The organism is Exiguobacterium sp. s101, from assembly GCF_018617835.1.
In the GTDB taxonomy this organism is placed as follows: Bacteria; Bacillota; Bacilli; order Exiguobacteriales; family Exiguobacteriaceae; genus Exiguobacterium; species Exiguobacterium marinum.
This window is the reverse complement of record NZ_JACSKX010000004.1, coordinates 17,266-35,994: the sequence shown is the minus strand read 5'-3', so window position 1 is coordinate 35,994 and position 18,729 is coordinate 17,266. Positions and strand designations below refer to the sequence as shown.

18 protein-coding genes and 1 pseudogene are annotated in these 18,729 nt (G+C 48.1%); 16 read left to right on the top strand and 3 right to left on the bottom strand.

Translation table 11 applies throughout. From position 1 onward, the window contains the following. Positions 1–60 precede the first annotated feature (60 nt). The 11 genes from KNO76_RS04820 to KNO76_RS04770 all read left to right on the top strand — a co-directional run bounded on the left by KNO76_RS04820 (position 61) and on the right by KNO76_RS04770 (position 10,748). Positions 61–837 carry a YmfK family protein gene (locus tag KNO76_RS04820; protein WP_214883136.1) on the top strand — a complete coding sequence of 259 codons (777 nt, stop codon included), beginning with the start codon at positions 61–63 and terminating at the stop codon, positions 835–837. 27 nt (positions 838–864) lie between these two features. Continuing rightward, positions 865–1,737 (top strand): helix-turn-helix domain-containing protein, encoded by an 873-nt coding sequence (locus KNO76_RS04815; protein ID WP_214883133.1) that lies wholly within the window; start codon positions 865–867, stop codon positions 1,735–1,737. Positions 1,738–1,769: 32 nt separating this feature from the next. Then, complete coding sequence (pgsA, locus tag KNO76_RS04810; RefSeq protein ID WP_026825828.1) at positions 1,770–2,348, top strand: CDP-diacylglycerol--glycerol-3-phosphate 3-phosphatidyltransferase; 579 nt, start codon at positions 1,770–1,772, stop codon at positions 2,346–2,348. Between the two features lie 62 nt (positions 2,349–2,410). Then, positions 2,411–3,637, top strand: a complete 1,227-nt coding sequence (locus KNO76_RS04805) for a competence/damage-inducible protein A (protein WP_214883131.1) — start codon at positions 2,411–2,413, stop codon at positions 3,635–3,637. A gap of 76 nt (positions 3,638–3,713) precedes the next feature. Then, positions 3,714–4,763, top strand: a complete 1,050-nt coding sequence (recA, locus tag KNO76_RS04800) for a recombinase RecA (protein ID WP_026825830.1) — start codon at positions 3,714–3,716, stop codon at positions 4,761–4,763. A 187-nt stretch (positions 4,764–4,950) separates the two neighbouring features. After that, entirely contained in the window at positions 4,951–6,513 is a 1,563-nt protein-coding gene (gene rny, locus KNO76_RS04795; RefSeq protein WP_214883128.1) for a ribonuclease Y, read from the top strand. Between the two features lie 48 nt (positions 6,514–6,561). Then, positions 6,562–7,356, top strand: a complete 795-nt coding sequence (locus KNO76_RS04790) for a TIGR00282 family metallophosphoesterase (RefSeq protein WP_214883125.1) — start codon at positions 6,562–6,564, stop codon at positions 7,354–7,356. 26 nt (positions 7,357–7,382) lie between these two features. Next, complete coding sequence (locus tag KNO76_RS04785) at positions 7,383–7,643, top strand: stage V sporulation protein S (protein WP_026825833.1); 261 nt, start codon at positions 7,383–7,385, stop codon at positions 7,641–7,643. A gap of 90 nt (positions 7,644–7,733) precedes the next feature. Continuing rightward, positions 7,734–8,354 (top strand): histidine phosphatase family protein, encoded by a 621-nt coding sequence (locus KNO76_RS04780; protein ID WP_214883122.1) that lies wholly within the window; start codon positions 7,734–7,736, stop codon positions 8,352–8,354. A 122-nt stretch (positions 8,355–8,476) separates the two neighbouring features. After that, positions 8,477–9,553 carry an L-threonine 3-dehydrogenase gene (gene tdh, locus KNO76_RS04775; protein WP_214883120.1) on the top strand — a complete coding sequence of 359 codons (1,077 nt, stop codon included), beginning with the start codon at positions 8,477–8,479 and terminating at the stop codon, positions 9,551–9,553. A 13-nt stretch (positions 9,554–9,566) separates the two neighbouring features. Next, complete coding sequence (locus KNO76_RS04770) at positions 9,567–10,748, top strand: glycine C-acetyltransferase (RefSeq protein ID WP_214883117.1); 1,182 nt, start codon at positions 9,567–9,569, stop codon at positions 10,746–10,748. A gap of 145 nt (positions 10,749–10,893) precedes the next feature. Here the strand turns inward: KNO76_RS04770 and KNO76_RS04765 are convergent, their stop codons facing one another. Continuing rightward, the gene (locus tag KNO76_RS04765) at positions 10,894–11,442 is read right to left on the bottom strand and encodes a DUF4256 domain-containing protein (RefSeq protein WP_214883114.1); all 549 of its coding nucleotides are present in this window, start codon (positions 11,440–11,442) and stop codon (positions 10,894–10,896) included. A gap of 114 nt (positions 11,443–11,556) precedes the next feature. On the opposite strand from KNO76_RS04765, the pseudogene KNO76_RS14235 reads away from it, so the two are divergent. Further along, a pseudogene (locus KNO76_RS14235) lies at positions 11,557–11,994 on the top strand (enoyl-CoA hydratase/isomerase family protein); the annotation flags it as partial. A 68-nt stretch (positions 11,995–12,062) separates the two neighbouring features. Here KNO76_RS14235 and KNO76_RS04760 read toward each other — a convergent pair. Then, positions 12,063–13,067, bottom strand: a complete 1,005-nt coding sequence (locus tag KNO76_RS04760) for a tyrosine-type recombinase/integrase (RefSeq protein ID WP_214883111.1) — start codon at positions 13,065–13,067, stop codon at positions 12,063–12,065. A 101-nt stretch (positions 13,068–13,168) separates the two neighbouring features. Here KNO76_RS04760 and hflX point away from each other — a divergent pair, with 101 nt between their 5' ends. The 4 genes from hflX to glnA all read left to right on the top strand — a co-directional run bounded on the left by hflX (position 13,169) and on the right by glnA (position 17,602). Further along, on the top strand, positions 13,169–14,416 hold the full coding sequence (hflX, locus tag KNO76_RS04755) for a GTPase HflX (protein WP_214883108.1): 1,248 nt from the start codon (positions 13,169–13,171) through the stop codon (positions 14,414–14,416). A gap of 2 nt (positions 14,417–14,418) precedes the next feature. Then, positions 14,419–15,717, top strand: a complete 1,299-nt coding sequence (locus tag KNO76_RS04750; RefSeq protein WP_214883098.1) for a methionine gamma-lyase family protein — start codon at positions 14,419–14,421, stop codon at positions 15,715–15,717. A gap of 92 nt (positions 15,718–15,809) precedes the next feature. Next, on the top strand, positions 15,810–16,214 hold the full coding sequence (locus tag KNO76_RS04745; RefSeq protein WP_214883095.1) for a MerR family transcriptional regulator: 405 nt from the start codon (positions 15,810–15,812) through the stop codon (positions 16,212–16,214). 47 nt (positions 16,215–16,261) lie between these two features. Then, positions 16,262–17,602: a type I glutamate--ammonia ligase gene (gene glnA / locus KNO76_RS04740; RefSeq protein ID WP_026825847.1), complete on the top strand. Its 1,341-nt coding sequence runs from the start codon at positions 16,262–16,264 to the stop codon at positions 17,600–17,602. Positions 17,603–17,696: 94 nt separating this feature from the next. Here glnA and KNO76_RS04735 read toward each other — a convergent pair whose 3' ends face one another. Further along, positions 17,697–18,572, bottom strand: coding sequence for an AraC family transcriptional regulator (locus KNO76_RS04735; protein ID WP_214883091.1), 876 nt, complete (start codon positions 18,570–18,572; stop codon positions 17,697–17,699). Positions 18,573–18,729 lie beyond the last annotated feature (157 nt).

Sequence of the window (18,729 nt, the reverse complement as noted above, 5' to 3'; positions counted from 1 at the left end):
TTCTTCTAAAATAATTTAAAATAGGCTAGGTAGTGAACTCGCTCGAAAGGATGGTTGGGGATGGAACATAAATTCGAAGAGTGGTATCTCGAGTATGAACTGTGTCAAAATCGACCGGGTATCCTCGGAGATATCGCGTCTCTCATGGGAATGCTTCAAATATCCATCGTCACCATCAATGGAGTCGATCTACAGCGCCGTGGGATGTTGTTAAAAGCCCCGGCTGCTGATCATGTCCATCGGCTCGAACATATTTTGAAGCGAATGGAAGCTATCGCTGTCATCAAGTTACGGCGTCCCAAATTAAGGGATCGAATAGCGATTCGACATGGTCGATACATCGACCATGACAGTGATGATAAAAAAACGTTCCGTTTCGTGCGAGAAGACTTAGGGATTCTCGTCGATTTTGTCGCAGAGTTGATGAAGGAAGAGCGTCATTTATTGATTGGCGTACGCGGTAATCCTCGCGTCGGAAAGACGGAATCTATCGTCGCGGCGAGTGTGTGTGCAAACAAACGATGGCTGTTTTTGTCATCAACACTGATGAAACAGACCGTTCGAACCTCATTATTTGAAGAAGAACGGGAAGGCGATCACGTATACATAATTGATGGAGCCGTCTCCACTCGTACAATGGATGAACGACATCGACAGCTCATCCGTGAAGTCATGCGATTGCCTGCAGTGAAAGTTATTGAACATCCTGACTTATATGTCCGTAACACCGATTGCGTGTATGAAGACTTTGATTATATTATTGAATTGAGAAACAACCTGGATGAAACGATCATCATCCCACAAGAAACACATCGTGAGTCAGAATGGTTTGAATAATAATGTGAATGGAAGGTGTGGACCCCTGTGACAGAACTAGGGACTTTTTTGAAACAAAAGCGTGAGGAGAGCGGATTGACGCTCGACCAAATCCAACAGACGACGAAGATCCAAAAGCGCTATATCATCGCGATCGAGGAAGGTGATTACAAAAATCTCCCTGGCTCTTTCTATGCACGGGCGTTCATTAAAACGTATGCGGAGTCACTCGGTCTAGATGTAGATGAACTGTACGGAACATATGCAAAAGACTTACCAAAAATCGAGGCACAGCCGACCGCTCAGTTATCTCGGAAGAAAACGTATTCCAAGGCTTCGGAGTCTACGAGCCGGGTTTCAAGGTGGGTTCCAAAAGTACTGCTTGTCCTCACTGTCTTTTTGCTCATCACTGCGGTTTATTTTGCGGTGAGAAGCATCGACTTCGGTGGGCAGGATGCGAGTCCTACTGAACCGCCAAGTTCTAGCGTTACGGTCGACCAAAACGAGGATGTTCCGGCAGATGAGCCTGTCGAGGAAGAACCGTCTGAAGAAAATCCGGCTGAGGAAGAACCGCCTGCAGAATCCGGTCCGGTTGCGGTGACAGAATCGAACGGTGCGGATATCACATATGAACTTATGACGAGTGAAAAATTATCAACTGAGATTTATGTAAAAGAGTCCCCGGCCTCATATGTTGGCGTACGTGATACATCACTTGAAGGAGCATTCCTAGCGCCTGAATATCCAAATCAATCGAAACAAAACCCGATTGTCATTGAAGACGCTGAAACGGACACGCTACGTATTCGAATCGGACTCATCGCAGGTGTTGAGAAAATCGTCGTCAACGGTCGCGATCTCGAGCTTCAAGAGTCTCCGGTCACACAAAATATTTTTGTAAAGAGAGTTGACACTGAATAAGTCGACTCTCCTTCTAAGAGGAGGCGTTCTAAATGAACCTACCTAACCGATTGACGATGTTACGCGTGGTACTCATACCCGTATTCGTCGTCTTACTTGCTATTGATTTTGATTGGGGCAACATCGCCTTTTTAGGTGCTGACATCCCACTTCACCAATTTATTGCTGGTGTGATTTTTACGATTGCGGCCATTACGGACTGGCTGGATGGTCACTTGGCCCGCAAACACAATTTGGTCACGAACTTTGGTAAGTTTATGGACCCGCTCGCAGACAAACTTCTCGTTACGGCGGCACTCGTTCTCCTCGTCGAGATGGACCTCGTTGCGGCTTGGGTCGTCGTCGTGATTCTTTCACGCGAATTCGCTGTCACTGGCCTTCGTCTTGTCGCTGCTGACGAAGGGATTGTCGTCGCGGCCGGAAAATCTGGGAAGGCGAAGACGTGGGTGCAACTATTTGCCATCATCTTCTTACTATTCGGTAATCCGATTTTCAGCTATGTCGGAATCCCATTTGGCGAATGGGCGATGTGGTTGGCACTCGCGCTGACGATTTATTCAGGTGCTGAGTACTTCGCACAAAACTACAAGATAATTGTGAAGTCGATGTAAGTCGACAGAGACGAGTTGGTTGATCTAGCTCGTCTTTTTTTTGAAGTCGAGGAGGAATTAAGATGAAACGAGCCGAAATCATTGCGGTAGGAAGCGAGTTGCTCTTAGGAGAAATCATCAATACGAATGCCAGTTACATATCAGAACAACTGTCGAAGTACGGCGTGCCGGTCTTGTATCATCAAGTTGTCGGGGACAACGCGGCACGAATGCGAGAGACTTTTGAGATCGCCCGTCGTCGTTCTGACTTGGTCATCGTCACAGGTGGGCTAGGTCCAACAGCGGATGACGTCACGAAAGAGGTCCTTTCTGAACTGCTCGAACGTCCGATCGTACGGGATGAGGAAGCGTTTGAGACGATTCAACGATTCCTTCGCTCGCGTAATCGCCCGATGAATGAGGGGGATGCACGCCAAGCCGATGTGTTGAGCGGAGCAGACGTGCTACAAAATCCAGTAGGGCTTGCTCCGGGTATGTGGATTCCTGGTGATACGACATGGATGCTACTCCCAGGTGTACCGCGTGAGATGCGAGCGCTCATCGATGAGACGTTTCCGAAAAAGTTTTCAGGTGCGACGCTCGTCTCGGAATCGCTACGATTTTATGAGATTGGTGAATCGGCTCTCGACGATGCAGTGAAAGACTTATTGAACGGTGCAAATCCAACCGTCGCGCCATATGCCGAGACTGGAGAGGCAAGACTCCGAATCAGCGCTCGTGCTGTCGATGAGATGACGGCGAGAGCGATGATTCAAGAAGTGAAGTCTAAAATTTTAGAACGGGTCGGTTCATATTATTTCGGATCGGATGAAGAAACGATTGCCTCGCATCTTGTTCAATTGCTGACTCGCATGAATCGAACGCTCGCTGTTGCCGAGTCATTGACCGGTGGTGAGGTCCAGTCGATGATCACATCGACACCGGGTTCATCAGCTATTTTTTTAGGAGGAATGGTGACGTATTCGGATGAGCTAAAAAATAGGTATTTGGGGGTCGCCCTTGATACAATTGAACAGCACTCAGTCGTCTCAAAAGAAGTTGCCTATGAGATGGTCGTGGGCTTGGCTCATGAATCGAAAGCCGATTATGCCCTTTCATTCACAGGCGAAGCTGGACCGACATCAAATTCGGGTCGTCCGGTCGGAACGGTCTATATCGGAGTGAAAACGACAGGGGGAACCGAGGTCATCGAGCGAACGTATCCACATCAGGAACGTAATATGATTCGTATGAGAGCTGCAAAAGACGGGTTGTGGGCCCTCATCCAGCGAATTGAAAAAGGCGAATAAATGTTCGTAAAAAACTTGTGTATCGCCAACTGTTCACGTATAATGAAAGTATCAATTAAAGGAGGCTCATTTATCTATGAGTGATCGTAAACAAGCGTTAGAAATGGCATTGCGCCAGATTGAAAAACAATTCGGTAAAGGCTCGATTATGCGCCTTGGTGAAAATACAGACCAACAAGTGTCGGTCATCCCTTCAGGGTCAATCGCTCTCGATGTCGCGCTCGGAGCAGGTGGATATCCACGTGGTCGTGTCATTGAAGTATACGGACCAGAATCTTCAGGTAAGACGACTGTCGCCCTTCATGCGATTGCGGAAGTTCAAAAACGCGGAGGTCAAGCTGCATTCGTCGATGCCGAGCACGCGCTCGATCCGAAGTATGCTAAAAACCTTGGTGTCAACATCGATGAGTTGCTTCTCTCTCAACCGGATACAGGGGAGCAGGCGCTTGAGATCGCTGAAGCGCTCGTTCGCTCTGGTGCGGTTGATATCCTTGTTGTCGACTCGGTTGCGGCACTCGTACCAAAAGCCGAAATCGAAGGGGAAATGGGAGATTCACACGTTGGTCTTCAAGCCCGTTTGATGTCTCAGGCACTTCGTAAGCTGTCTGGTGCGACGAACAAGTCGAAGACGATTGTGATCTTCATCAACCAAATCCGTGAGAAGATCGGTATCATGTTCGGTAACCCGGAAACGACTCCAGGTGGTCGCGCCTTGAAGTTCTACTCTTCGGTGCGTCTTGAAGTTCGTCGTGCAGAAACACTCAAACAAGGTCAAGATATGGTCGGGAACCGTACGAAGATCAAGATTGTTAAAAACAAGATTGCGCCACCATTCAAAACGGCAGAAGTCGATATCATGTATGGAGAAGGGATCTCACGTGAAGGGGAGCTCATCGACATCGGTGCAGACCTCGATATCGTTCAAAAGAGTGGAGCTTGGTATTCATTCAATGAGGAACGTCTCGGTCAAGGCCGTGAGAACGCGAAGCAGTACATGAAAGAAAACCCAGCAATCGCTGCCGAAGTGGAACGACAAATTCGCGACCACTACGGCTTGAACGGAGAAAAAACGGTCACAGTCGAAGGGGAAGACGACGAAGTTATTTCACTTCTCGATGACGAATAAACAGATTGTCTCACTTGGAATCATCCGAGTGAGATTTTTTTAGTATAATTTTTAGACGATTGGTAGTTCTATCCTGTCCGTGCATTGCATTCTCACTCTTAAATAAGTACAATAAAGTTATGCGCGGGCTTGCCCGTGCTACTCACTTATTAAAAAAATAAAATAACCTTGCGAAAGGGAGGTGAACATGATGGAATGGCTATACTGGCTTATTCTGATCCTCCTTTTGCCGATAGCTTTTGTTGCAGGTTTTTTTGTGCGTAAATCGATCGCCGAAGCGAAGATTCAAGGTGCCGAGACGGAAGCGACTAAGATTGTGGAGCAAGCCAAACAACAATCGGAAGCGATGCAAAAAGAAGCACGGCTTGAAGTAAAAGAAGAGATGATTCAACTTCGTAATGAGACGGAACAGGAATTGCGTGAACGTCGCGAAGACCAGAAAGTGAAAGAGAATCGCCTCGTTCAAAAAGAAGAGCTTCTCGAACGCAAAGCAGACATGCTCGAGCGGAAAGAAGACTCACTTGATGAACAGGAACGAGGACTCGAAAAGCGCAAGCGTGAAGCAGAAATGCTTGAAAGCAAAGTGGAGGACTTATACGCAGAGGCACGCCAAGAACTTGTACGCGTGGCATCCCTCTCGAAAGATGAAGCACGTACCATCATCATGGACGAAGCGAAGCAGGAAGCGCTTCACGATGCTGCTCTCCTTCAAAAAGAAATCGAGCAAAAAGCAAAACAAGAAGCGGATAAAAAAGCGAAACACCTCTTATCTCTCACGATGCAACGATACGCTGCTGAACATGTCGCTGAGACGACGGTATCTGTTGTCAACTTACCGAGTGATGAGATGAAAGGTCGCATCATCGGGCGTGAGGGTCGTAACATCCGGACGCTCGAGACGTTGACTGGGATTGACCTCATCATTGATGACACACCAGAAGCCGTCATTTTGTCAGGTTTCGACCCGGTTCGCCGTGAAATCGCCAAAATGACGCTTGAAAAACTCGTTCAAGACGGTCGGATTCACCCGGCTCGAATTGAAGAGATGGTCGAGAAATCGCGTCGGGAAGTGGATGAGCGCATTCGTGAGTACGGAGAAGAAGCAACGTTCGAAGCCGGGATTCATGGACTCCATCCAGACCTCGTCAAAACACTCGGTCGCATGCGCTATCGTACGAGTTATGGTCAGAACGTCTTGTCTCACTCGGTCGAGGTGGCACACCTTGCCGGGATGATGGCAGCCGAACTCGGGGAAGATGTCACGCTCGCGAAGCGGGCAGGGCTCTTACACGATATCGGTAAAGCGATCGATCACGAAGTCGAAGGTAGTCACGTCGAGATCGGTGTGGAACTTGCGACGAAGTACAAAGAACATCCGGTCGTCATCAACTCGATTGCTTCCCACCACGGGGACGTCGAGGCGACATCGACGATTGCGGTACTTGTGGCAGCGGCCGACGCCTTGTCAGCAGCTCGTCCTGGAGCTCGCCAAGAGACACTTGAAAGCTACATTCGCCGTCTCGAACGACTCGAGTCAATCTGTGAGTCGTTTGAAGGTGTCGAAAAATCGTATGCGATTCAAGCGGGACGTGAAGTCCGAATCATCGTTCGTCCTGATGTCGTCGACGATGTAGTCGCCGGCAAGATGGCACGCGATATTTGTAAGCGAATCGAGGATGAACTCGATTATCCTGGACAAATTAAAGTGACGGTCATTCGTGAAACACGTTCCGTCGATTATGCGAAGTAAACGAAGCGGAGAATTTCTCCGCTTTTTCTGTTTGAGGGAGGATTTTATATGAAAATTTTATTTATCGGTGACGTGGTCGGTAAACCAGGTCGAGATATTTTAAGCAATCAGATTGGTCGGTTGAAAGATAAATACAACCCGACGTTCATGCTCGTCAACGGGGAGAATGCGGCGAACGGACGCGGTCTCACGAAAAAGATTTATCAACAGTTTTTGGAGCTCGGCTTTCATGGGATAACGATGGGGAACCATACGTGGGACAACCGCGACATCTTTGACTGGATCGACGATGCAGGCCGGATTGTTCGTCCGGCCAACTATCCGGATGGGACTCCTGGTGTTGGGATGATGAAGCTAAAGCAGAATGGGAAGAAATTGGCCGTGATCAACGTAATGGGAAATGTTTTTTTGCCATCTCTTGACTGCCCATTCCGTACCGTCGACCGTTTCATTGAAAAAGTGCGGGATGAGGTCGATGCCATCTTCGTCGATGTCCACGCCGAGGCGACAAGTGAAAAGATTGCGATGGGGTATCATCTCGATGGACGCGCTCAAGCCGTTGTTGGGACACATACACACGTGCAAACGGCAGACGAACGCATCCTACCGAACGGAACGGCCTACATTACAGACGTCGGCATGACCGGTCCACTAGACGGGGTGCTCGGGATGGATGCATCGGTCGTCTTAAAAAAATTTATGACACAACTCCCAGTTCGGTTTGAAGTTGCCGAGGGACGGGAACAACTTAATGGAGTTTTCATTACAATCGATGATCAGACGAAACGAGCGACAAAAATCGAACGAATTCACCTAGATGATCAGACCGTCTGGTTTGATTGAACAACCTACCCGAGGGGGAAACAAGAATGGACGTACTCAAAGTTTCGGCAAAATCGAACCCTAACTCCGTTGCGGGTGCTTTAGCGGGTGTGCTGCGTGAAAAAGGAACGTGTGAGATACAGGCGGTTGGGGCAGGTGCGCTGAATCAGTCCGTCAAAGCCGTCGCAATCGCCCGAGGCTTTGTCGCGCCAAGCGGTCTCGATTTGATTTGCATTCCAGCCTTTACGGATATTATGATAGACGGTGAGGAACGTACTGCCATCAAGCTCATCATCGAGCCACGATGAGCAGTAGGGACATAGGTCCTATTCTTGTGAAGAAGAGCCATCGGCGCGGATGGCTCCTCTTTTTAATGTAGAGAGGAAAGGGAGATTAAGATGTTAACGTTATATATCGTCAGGCATGGACAAACAGAGTGGAATAAAGCAAGACGTTTACAAGGCCGGCAAAATTCGCCGTTAACGAGCGAGGGAGTCTTGAATGCGGAAAAGTTAGGAAACCGACTTCAAACGATAGCTTTTGAGACCGTGTATGTGAGCCCCAGTGGTAGAGCCATTCAAACGTTAGAAGCGATGGACGTATCATTAGATTCACCGGTACATATCTTAGATGAGTTGGATGAAATTTCATTTGGTGTCTGGGAAGGGAAGGCGGAAGACGAAATCGAACGAATGGATGTATTTGAAACATTTTGGTCAAATCCGAGTCAATATGATCATCGGTTGAATCATGGAGAAGCCATGTTGACATTCACGAATCGGGTTTCATCTGCAATGCAACATATCATTCAAGCGAATATGAGTGGCAATGTTCTGGTTGTGACACATGGAATGGTCATTCAAGCGATCTTACGAGAAATCAGGGAAGCAAATATATCTGAGTTGTGGTTTGATGATGAGATTGAAGGGACGAGCTTGACAGTGATTGAGTATTCGAACAATCAATATAAGGAAGTGGCGATTGGTGATATCTCACATCAGTTAAGTGAGACGTGCTAAGACGAACTCTCAGAAGAATGTCATAAAAAAATCATGATGCATCTTCTCAGTTTCGTCATTTTATGACAAGATGATAAAGAACGTATCGTTCGATCATGAGAAACAAGAGGGGGACGTTTTCAATGGAACAACTTGTGTCAACCAAAGAGACGGAATCAACGACACCAGTAATGAAAGCGATTCAAAAACACACGGCCGGGTTTGGGGCAAAACTGGTCGACGTACCAGTTCCGACACCAGGACCTGGAGAAGTACTCATTCAAGTTAAAGCGACATCGATTTGCGGGACCGATGTCCATATCTATGAATGGGATGAATGGTCACAAAGCCGCGTCAAACCACCGTACGTATTCGGTCATGAGTTTTCGGGGGAAGTCGTGGCGCTCGGCGAAGGGACGAAACGGATCAAAGTCGGGCAGGCGGTGTCTGCTGAAACACATATCGTCTGTCATCAATGTAAGCAATGTTTGCGCGGTCAGTACCACATCTGTAAAAACACAAAAATCATCGGTGTGGACACGCAAGGCTGCTTCGCAGAATATGTCGTCATGCCTGAAGAGAATCTATGGGTGAACCCGGAGTCGATGCCAGCGAAACTTGCTTCGATTCAAGAACCACTCGGGAATGCGGTTCATACGGTATTGGCGAGTGACGTGTCTGCCAAATCGGTCGCCATCGTCGGTTGTGGGCCAATCGGACTCATGGCGGTCGGCGTCGCCAAAGCAGCAGGCGCAAGCCGAGTATACGCGGTCGACGTCAATCCGTATCGCTTAAAACTCGCTGAGGAGATGGGGGCGGATGTCGTCATCAACAGTTTAGAAGAGAATCCGCTCGAATTGATCGAGCGTGAGACAAACGGAGACGGGATTGATGTCGTCTGCGAGATGAGCGGACACCCGATTGCGATCGATCAGGCGTTCAAGATGGTCACGGCAGGTGGAGACGTCAATGTCTTGTCACTCCCGGCTCGTCCGGTCGCCATCGACCTCACGCGGGACGTCGTCTTTAAAGGGGTCCGTGTCCAAGGGATCACAGGACGAAAAATGTATGAGACGTGGAGCCAAGTCTCGACGATGCTTGCGACGGGTCAGTTGAACGTCGAACCAATCATCACGCACGTCTTTAAGCTCGAGGAGTTCGAGAAAGGGTTCGAACTCATGCGGGCAGGGAAATGTGGAAAGGTCGTCTTAATACCTTAAAGGGGGAAACAACATGGCATTTGAACATATTACAGAAGCAATCAATGAGATGAAAGAAGAGGGGACGTTCCGTAAGCTCGTCCCACTCGAATCGGCACAAGGGAATGAAGTGACAATCGATGGGAAATCACTCGTCCAGTTGTCCTCGAACAACTACCTCGGACTCGCGAACCATCCGCGATTAAAACAAGCGGCGATTGAAGCGGTCGGGCAATATGGGGCAGGAACGGGATCGGTCCGGACGATTGCCGGGACGTTCGAGATGCACGAAGCGTTTGAGCGTGAGCTCGCCGAGTTCAAACATACGGAGGCCTCACTCGTCTTCCAATCAGGATTTGCAACGAACCTCGGGGTGTTGTCTGCACTGCTCGGACCGGAGGATGTCGTCATTAGTGACGCCCTTAACCATGCGTCCATCATTGATGGGATTCGTCTTACGAAAGCGGCGCGTCGTATTTATAAGCACGTCGACCTTGAAGACTTGGAGAAGGCGTTGAAAGAGACACAAGATTATCGCACGCGTCTCGTCGTGACGGACGGTGTATTTTCGATGGATGGGAACATCGCACCGCTTCCTGCCATCGTCGAACTCGCAGAGAAATATGACGCTGCGGTTATGGTCGATGATGCCCACGCATCCGGCGTCCTCGGGAAGAACGGACGGGGGACGGTCAACCACTTCGGATTGGACGGTCGCGTCGCGTTACAGGTCGGGACGCTCTCAAAAGCAATCGGTGTCTTAGGTGGCTATGTCGCCTGTTCACAAGACGTACGCGATTACTTGATCCATAAAGGTCGCCCGTTCCTCTTCTCGACATCACATCCACCGGCAGTCGTGGCGGCGAACCGTGAAGCGATCCGTGTCATGAAAGAGGAAGAAGAGTTGTTCGACAAGCTATGGGCAAACACGGAGTTCTTCAAGAACGGTCTACGTGACCTCGGTTTCGATATCGGACATGCGACGACACCGATCACACCGGTCATGCTCGGCGAAGAGACGCTTGCGCATATGTTCTCGGACAAGTTGAAGGACCATGGTGTATTTGCTCAAAGTATCGCCTTCCCGACGGTCGAGCGCGGGAAAGCACGCATCCGTACCATCGTCACAGCGGAGCATACGCGAGACGACCTCGAACGAGCACTCGAAGCGTTCAAAACGGTCGCGCAAGAGTTGAATGTGACACTACACGCGTAAGCGAGGACTGCAGACAATCTGTCTGCAGTTTTTTGATGGAATCTTAAAAACAAGAAAAATACCTAAACAAACTATTGATATTTCAATTACCGCATTGTGATTAAATAATTACAATGAAAAAAAGAAGCAAGGCGAAATGCCTTGCTTAAATCATGAGTATCCCTCTAAATCCTCGAGCGGCATAATAAGAATCTGCACCATTGTGGTAGAGGAATATGTGATCATAACGATAGTCGCAAAACAGTGCGCCACCTTTTTGACGGATGGTATCAGGTGTTTGAATCCAACTCGATGTCTTCAAGTCGAATGCACCGAGTGTTTGTAAGTGTCGGTATGTGTCTTCGTCGAGAAGGGTTATGCCCATCTGTTCAGATAAGGCGACCGCGCTTCCGACAGGCTTATTCTTTTTACGTGCTTCGAGCGCTGGTTCGTCATAACAGAGACTTCGGCGACCACTCGGACTCTCGACTGAACAGTCGCAAAAAGCGAAATCTCCGTTAGGTAGACGAATCACATCAGGTTCTCCTCCGCTCTGTTCCATTAAAGTGAGTGTAATCAATTTGTCCTGATCACCTTGAATTCGTTCAAATACGTCCGACCAGACAACGTCAGGAGGACGTTCAACGTTCGCAGTAAAGCGAGACTCTAGAGTATTTAGTAATTCGAGGGTTTCTTCCTGTGAAAGTTTCGACATGAAAATCACTCCAATGATTCGTTTCTTTTAGTATACGATATGAATCGCTACAGTTTATCTTATCCGTTGTGAGAAAGGGTAATCTATCAGTTGGAAAGTCTTTTAAAAGAAGGCATGATGGAAAAACGTTGGACGCCTGATTCAGTTGAAACGGATCTCAATCAGCTATTGGATTCGTTCCGGAGACCTGTTTCTCTTCCTTCGTCAATATCATCTGTACAAGACAAAATCGATCAGTACTTTCGGTTTGAAACAATTGAAGAGATTATTTCATCACTTAAACAAGGTGCGAGAACAGGCGATGAGTGGGCAGAGAAAACGATAGAGACACTCCGATCTATGTCACCCACGTCATTGAAAGTGACCCTTCGTCAAATGCAGAAAGGGAAAGAGCAATCTCTTCAAGCGTGTTTTGATATGGAACAAAACCTCGCATTGCATTTTATGAAATGTCATGATTTCTATGAAGGGGTTCGTTCAGTTCTTGTTGATAAAGATCGTACTCCGAAATGGAATCCTTCTACACTTAGCGAAGTGACAGAACGGCAAGTTGATTCTTTTTTTTTGAAACGGTATAGCGATGGATTGTTTACGTTTAATAACAGTACTAGACCCGCCCTTTACGAGAGGGCGGGTCTTTCGTCTGAATCGAATAGTTCGGTTCCGAACTCCTCATACGCCTGCTCGTACCGGCGAAGGGAAGACTCTTTATGCATACACGTGATGTTCATCCGCTCGATTGGCGTCATATCTGTCGCATATGTCTTTAACACGTGGGCGTTCCTGAGCATCGACGGGGTGACGGAACGTGCGAATCCGCTCCGTTCATTTAATTGACGCATCATCTTCGTGATCATGACGATCGTCAATTGCTTCGGTTGATTTTTCGCGTACACCCAGCGGAACGTCATCCGTGCGAAATCGAATGAAACGAAGACGGGGTCTTCTGAATACCAGCGTGGTCTTACTGGCGTCGGGATATCGGCCAAGTAGTTCATGAGTAACGATTGGTCTTCTTGGGACAGCTTCAACGTGAACTGGTTGCCGAGCCGGTCATACACATCAAAGGTCTGGTCGGCCAAATGTAAGTCGCTCATTCGCAAACGAATGATGTGATGGACACGTAATCCATATTTATAGAAGAGTGTCACAATCAGTTCGTTCCGATTGACAAGATAGGGATGAGCTTGGAGCTGATTCTCACTCAATCCTCTCGTCGATCGAATCGTTTGAACGAGCCGGTCAAATTCAGACTCGAGTGCGATTTGATCGATTGTCAGCGTATGCGCCGGCTGTGAATAGGCAAGCATCTTTTTCCGAAGCGGATTTAAAAAGTTGGTCAGGCTATTGATGACCGTGACGATGCGGGCGACGGTCGCCTGTTGATAGTGCTTCTCTTCGATTAAGAAGTCGTTCACGAACGTCTTCCACGATTCGATTGGGACGTCTAGCCAGTCCGTCGGTTCGTTTAGTTCGACATTGTGGTCGTGAAAGTATTTATGCACGTCAATCAAGTCGTAGCGATATCGTTTGAGCGTCGAGGGTTGACGACCGCTTGCACCGAGATGATACAAGTAAGTTTCGATAAACTCGGGAAGCGGATAGTCTTTTCTACGTTTCGTCATGGTCAAGCCTCCTTCTTCTTTTATCCTACCACAAACGGACGTTCTCTATGCGCTGATTCGTGGTAAGATGAAAGGTGAGACTTTATGGAATGAGGGATTACATGATTGAACGTGAAAAAGTTGTTATCGTCGGCTGTCAGTTACCGAATGTCGATGATTGGACATATGAACAGTCGATGGGCGAGCTCGTCGAACTCGTGGACACGGCGCAAGGTGACGTCGTTGCCCGGCTCGACCAAAAACGCCAACAAATCGACCGTCGTACCTTTATCGGGAAAGGAAAAATAGAAGAACTTGCGATGCTCGTCGAGCAGTTCGAGCCGGACCTGTTGATTTTCAACGCCGAGTTGACGCCTGCGCAGTCGAAGAACATTCGCATCGCCCTGAACGACCCGGTCGAGATGAAGCTGATCGACCGTACGCAACTCATCTTAGACATCTTTGCAAGTCGTGCCCAGTCACGTGAAGGGAAGCTACAAGTCGAACTCGCGCAGATGAACTATTTGCTTCCCCGTCTAATCGGACAAGGGACACAGCTCTCACGGCTCGGTGGAGGGATCGGGACACGTGGTCCTGGTGAGACGAAGCTTGAGTCGGATCGTCGCCATATCAAGCGTCGCATTGATGAGATCACAAAACAACTCGAAGGAACAGTCGCGCACCGTGATCGTTACCGAGAACGCCGGAAAGAAAATCGTGTGTTCCAAGTCGCTCTTGTCGGGTATACGAACGCTGGGAAGTCGACAATCTTCAACCGGTTGACGGATGCGGACACGTATGAGCAGGATGAATTGTTCGCGACGCTCGACCCGTTGACGCGTGAGCTCGAACTCCCGCGTGGTGGGAAAGTGCTCATCACGGATACGGTCGGATTTATTCGCGACCTACCGACTAAGCTTGTCGCTGCGTTCCGTTCGACATTAGAAGAGGTGGTCGGTGCCGACCTGATTCTCCATGTGATTGATGCATCAAATCCACATTACTTGAACCAGATCGATACGACCAATGCGGTACTTGAAGAACTCGGTGCGAGTGAGGTGCCCCAACTCGAGGTGTATAATAAAAAAGACCGTCTCACGACAGACTTTGTCGGCGGACCGTTGTTAATCTCGGCAATCGCACCAGAAGATATCGAGACGTTGACAGGTGCGCTCGAGGATAAGATTGCGGACATTTTGATAAAAGTTCATGTCATCCTACCGGTGACGGCTTTTGAACATTATCATCCAGCCAAAGAGGTGATGTATCGTCTTCAAGAAAACTTCTTAGAGGATGGCTCTGTCGAATTGGTCGGTTATATGAGAGAAGACACGCGTCTATACGCGACGCTAAAACGATTTGAGGTGTAAGTATGTGGCAAGAAAAGATTGAACATTATGATACGCTCGCGCCGTTCGTGAAAAAAGCGGAGGCGCGGGTCAAACCATTTTTTGAGAAGATTGAAGAAACAGCCGAATACAACCAGTATCGCGTCCTTCAATCTTTTAAGAAACACAAGGTGTCTGATTTCCACTTCAATCCGACGACGGGGTACGGGTATGATGATATTGGTCGAGACACGCTCGAGTCGATTTATGCGGATGTGTTCGGAGCCGAGCTCGCGCTATGTCGACCACAGATTATCTCTGGTACCCACGCGATTGGGATTGCCTTGTTCGGTGTCCTTCTACCAGGTGATGAACTGCTCTATATCACAGGGAAGCCGTATGACACGCTCGAGGAGGTTGTCGGCATCCGAGGCGATGGTCGCGGCTCGTTGAAAGAGCTCGGTATCTTGTATGACACAGTGGAATTAAAAGAAAATCGTGAAATCGATATCGATTGCGTCATCGAACGGATTCGTCCTGAAACGAAACTTGTCGGGATTCAGCGTTCGAAAGGATACGCGAACCGTCGCAGTATCCCAGTCGAAGAGATCAAAGTTGCCATCGAACGCATCAAAGCGGCGCATCCGCATGTGTATGTGTTCGTTGACAACTGTTACGGTGAATTCGTCGAGACGATGGAGCCGACGCATGTCGGGGCAGATTTGATGGCCGGCTCCCTCATTAAGAACCCGGGCGGTGGATTGGCGAAGACGGGTGGATATATCGCGGGTACGAAAGAGTTGATTGAACGCTGTTCGTTCCGGATGACGACCCCGGGAATCGGAAGTGAAGCCGGTCCATCGCTCTACTCGCTTCAAGAGATGTATCAAGGCTTCTATATGGCTCCTCATACGGTTGCGCAAGCGCTGAAAGGAGCACACTTGACGGCCAGTCTCTTGTCACTAGTGGGGTTTGAGACCGACCCGCACTATACGACTGAACGAACGGATTTGATTCAGTCGGTGACGTTCCGTGACCGTGACAAGATGATCGCGTTTTGTCAAAGCATCCAAATGGCATCTCCTGTAAATGCACATGCATTACCTGTGCCGGCCTATATGCCGGGTTATGAAGGTGATGTCATCATGGCGGCGGGGACATTCATTCAAGGCTCGTCCATCGAACTTTCGGCTGATGGACCACTTCGAGCACCATACACAGCGTACGTCCAAGGTGGTCTGACGTATGCTCACGTAAAGGTCGCTTTGATGTTGGCGTTGAGCCAATTACACGGTAAGGGCTTAGTAGCATTCGACGAGCAAAATCAGTCAACGCATTTGTAACTGTTCTGTCATGTTAACTTTGTTAACATCTATTGACAGGATTGTTGTCATGTATTATTCTCACATTGTGAGACAGAAAAGGAGGGGTAAGGATGGCCGATCAATTTCGTCGCTCCAACCCGCTGTTTCCGATTGGAATCGTCCAAGATTTGACGCAGCTGACTGGTAGGCAGATTCGGTATTATGAAGAACAGGGTCTGGTTTCTCCTAGTCGGACAGAATCGAAACGACGACTTTATTCCTTTAATGATGTCGAACGTCTACTCGCAATCAAGGATTACATTGACCAAGGTTTTAACTTGGCAGCGATTCGCCATATGTTAGAGCAAGAAGGTGGAAAAGGACCAGAAACGTCCGCTCCGGCTACACCGGTTGATGAAACTCCGAAGATTTCAGAAAAAGAGTTACATCATTTGTTGAAAACACAGCTTCAAGAAGCCGGTCGCTTCAATAAGACGTCGCTCATTCAAGGCGAGCTTTCTCGTTTTTATCGATAACGCCACACACATCAACCATTACGCAATGTGAGAGGGGACATTTTACCATGGCCAGAAAAACGTTCACAAAAGAAGACATTAAACGCATCGCACAAGAGGAAGACGTACGCTTTATTCGTCTTCAATTCACGGACATCCTCGGAACAATCAAAAACGTCGAGGTGCCGATCAGCCAATTGGACAAAGCACTTGATAACAAAATGATGTTCGATGGATCGTCAATCGAAGGATTCGTCCGCATCGAGGAATCAGACATGTACTTGTATCCAGACCTCAACACATGGGTTGTCTTCCCGTGGACAAATGGCAGCGGAAAAGTCGCTCGCTTAATTTGTGATATTTATAACCCGGACGGTACACCGTTCAGCGGTGACCCACGCGGTACGCTCAAACGTAACCTTGAAAAGATGCAAAAGCTTGGCTTCTCAGCGTTCAACGTTGGACCAGAGCCAGAGTTCTTCTTGTTCAAGAAAGACGCTTCAGGTCGTCCGACACTTGAGCTTAACGACCAAGGTGGATACTTCGACTTGGCACCAGTTGACCTTGGTGAGAACTGCCGTAAAGAAATCGTCATCGAACTTGAGAACATGGGCTTCGAAATCGAAGCGTCACACCATGAAGTCGCACCAGGACAACACGAAATCGACTTCAAATACGCCGATGCTGTCACAACGGCAGATAACATCCAAACGTTCAAACTCGTCGTCAAGACGATCGCTGCGAAGTATGGTCTTCACGCGACATTCATGCCGAAGCCACTCTTTGGTGTGAACGGTTCAGGAATGCACGCGAACATGTCACTCTTCAAAGGCGACACGAACGTCTTCTACGATCCGAACGGCGACATGGAACTTTCTGACACAGCACGCGCGTTCACAGCTGGTATCTTGGAGCACGCTCGTGCCTTCACTGCAGTTTGTAACCCGACTGTGAACTCATACAAGCGTCTCGTACCAGGCTACGAAGCACCTTGCTACGTTGCATGGAGCGCACGCAACCGTTCACCGCTCGTACGTGTGCCAGCAGCACGTGGTCTCTCGACTCGTATCGAAGTACGTTCGGTTGACCCGGCAGCGAACCCGTATCTCGCACTTGCTGCGCTCTTGGCTTCAGGTCTTGACGGAATCGAAAAAGATTTGAATGCACCAAAACCAATCGACAGCAACATCTACGTGATGGACAAGCCAGAGCGTGTAGCGAACGGAATCGACGATCTTCCGGCGACACTCTTTGACGCACTCGAAGTCCTTCGTGCAGACAAGGTCGTCATGGAATCGCTCGGTGAACACATTGGTGAACATTTCCTCGAGTTAAAAGAAATCGAGTGGGATATGTTCCGTATGCAAGTAACAGAGTGGGAACGAGATCAGTACTTGACGCTCTACTAAATAGAAGAGATATATTAAAGAGTATGGAGCATCCCTCGATTGGGGGGTGCTCCATACTCTTTTTTGATAAATCATAATAGCGGAAGTGATATCTTTAAGATTGTGGCTCTTCTCTAACCTTAACAGGGACCCAAATCTCGCTATATACGTTGTCATATCCTGTTTCTATTTTGCTAAATGAAATGCTTGGCAAGTCTTGAAGTGCGTATCCCGAAGAAGGTAACCATTCTGCATAAGTTCTTGCCATCGTCTCTTGTAGAGTGCTTGGGAATGGCCCTGTGTTCGGGAAGACTGCCCATAAACTTCTTGGAATTGAGATCATTTCAAGATCGTCATACTTAATTTTTCTTGTCGTGGCGAAACCAATCATATGTGTCAAATAACCTTCTTCTTCTAAGTGACCGTCATCAAAATTGAACGATACGTTTAAGGCACGATACGGATATAAATTGCCCAATTCATGCATGTGAGCCCGTTGCTGTTCCGTAATCGACTTCGCTAGTTCCACGATTTCTTCGTTGACTCCCTCGAATTGAATAGGGACACGCTTTGAAACTCCAACGATTTGAAAAGCTTCTTTCTCTTCTAACTTGAACTCCATTGATGTTCCTCCTTTTATATCGATATAAAACGTGAAGCGAGGGAACGTCTTTTGAATGTGATTCTTCATGACTTCGGAAGGCAAATGACCAGACCAATCTCGGAATGCTCTGGAAAACCCTTCGACCGATTGATATCCATAGAGATATGCGATTTCTGTTACGCTCGAACCATGAACCAATTTTTCATTTGCGATAGTAAACCGTCGATTTCGTATATAAGTGTGAAGTGTCATTCCTGACATATACGAAAACATCCTCTTAAAATGGTGAGCAGATAGTCCGGTGATTTTTGTGATCTCTGAATCTAAGAGTTCTTCCGTTAAGTGCTGTTCGATAAAGTCCATCAGCTCATTTAATGCTTTTACCATCAAGTTCTCCTCCTTCATAGTTTGACAATATCGGATTTCTTCCAACTCATCTCGATAATTTGCGTGCAGGAAAGATCGGGTCGTATTAGTTTAAGCATTTCATTCATAAAATGGATACCCTATAACACGTTATCATTCCAATTAAAACAAAGGACCA

Excerpts from the sequence above, each read along its gene's own strand:
- glnA (WP_026825847.1), top strand. The coding sequence starts at position 16,262 with ATGGCCAGAAAAACGTTCACAAAAGAAGACATTAAACGCATCGCACAA.
- rny (WP_214883128.1), top strand. The coding sequence starts at position 4,951 with ATGATGGAATGGCTATACTGGCTTATTCTGATCCTCCTTTTGCCGATA.
- recA (WP_026825830.1), top strand. The coding sequence starts at position 3,714 with ATGAGTGATCGTAAACAAGCGTTAGAAATGGCATTGCGCCAGATTGAA.
- KNO76_RS04780 (WP_214883122.1), top strand. The coding sequence starts at position 7,734 with ATGTTAACGTTATATATCGTCAGGCATGGACAAACAGAGTGGAATAAA.
- KNO76_RS04735 (WP_214883091.1), bottom strand. The coding sequence starts at position 18,572 with ATGGTAAAAGCATTAAATGAGCTGATGGACTTTATCGAACAGCACTTA.
- pgsA (WP_026825828.1), top strand. The coding sequence starts at position 1,770 with ATGAACCTACCTAACCGATTGACGATGTTACGCGTGGTACTCATACCC.
- KNO76_RS04745 (WP_214883095.1), top strand. The coding sequence starts at position 15,810 with ATGGCCGATCAATTTCGTCGCTCCAACCCGCTGTTTCCGATTGGAATC.
- hflX (WP_214883108.1), top strand. The coding sequence starts at position 13,169 with ATGATTGAACGTGAAAAAGTTGTTATCGTCGGCTGTCAGTTACCGAAT.
- KNO76_RS04760 (WP_214883111.1), bottom strand. The coding sequence starts at position 13,067 with ATGACGAAACGTAGAAAAGACTATCCGCTTCCCGAGTTTATCGAAACT.
- KNO76_RS04805 (WP_214883131.1), top strand. The coding sequence starts at position 2,411 with ATGAAACGAGCCGAAATCATTGCGGTAGGAAGCGAGTTGCTCTTAGGA.
- tdh (WP_214883120.1), top strand. The coding sequence starts at position 8,477 with ATGGAACAACTTGTGTCAACCAAAGAGACGGAATCAACGACACCAGTA.
- KNO76_RS04785 (WP_026825833.1), top strand. The coding sequence starts at position 7,383 with ATGGACGTACTCAAAGTTTCGGCAAAATCGAACCCTAACTCCGTTGCG.
- KNO76_RS04790 (WP_214883125.1), top strand. The coding sequence starts at position 6,562 with ATGAAAATTTTATTTATCGGTGACGTGGTCGGTAAACCAGGTCGAGAT.
- KNO76_RS04820 (WP_214883136.1), top strand. The coding sequence starts at position 61 with ATGGAACATAAATTCGAAGAGTGGTATCTCGAGTATGAACTGTGTCAA.
- KNO76_RS04765 (WP_214883114.1), bottom strand. The coding sequence starts at position 11,442 with ATGTCGAAACTTTCACAGGAAGAAACCCTCGAATTACTAAATACTCTA.
- KNO76_RS04770 (WP_214883117.1), top strand. The coding sequence starts at position 9,567 with ATGGCATTTGAACATATTACAGAAGCAATCAATGAGATGAAAGAAGAG.
- KNO76_RS04750 (WP_214883098.1), top strand. The coding sequence starts at position 14,419 with ATGTGGCAAGAAAAGATTGAACATTATGATACGCTCGCGCCGTTCGTG.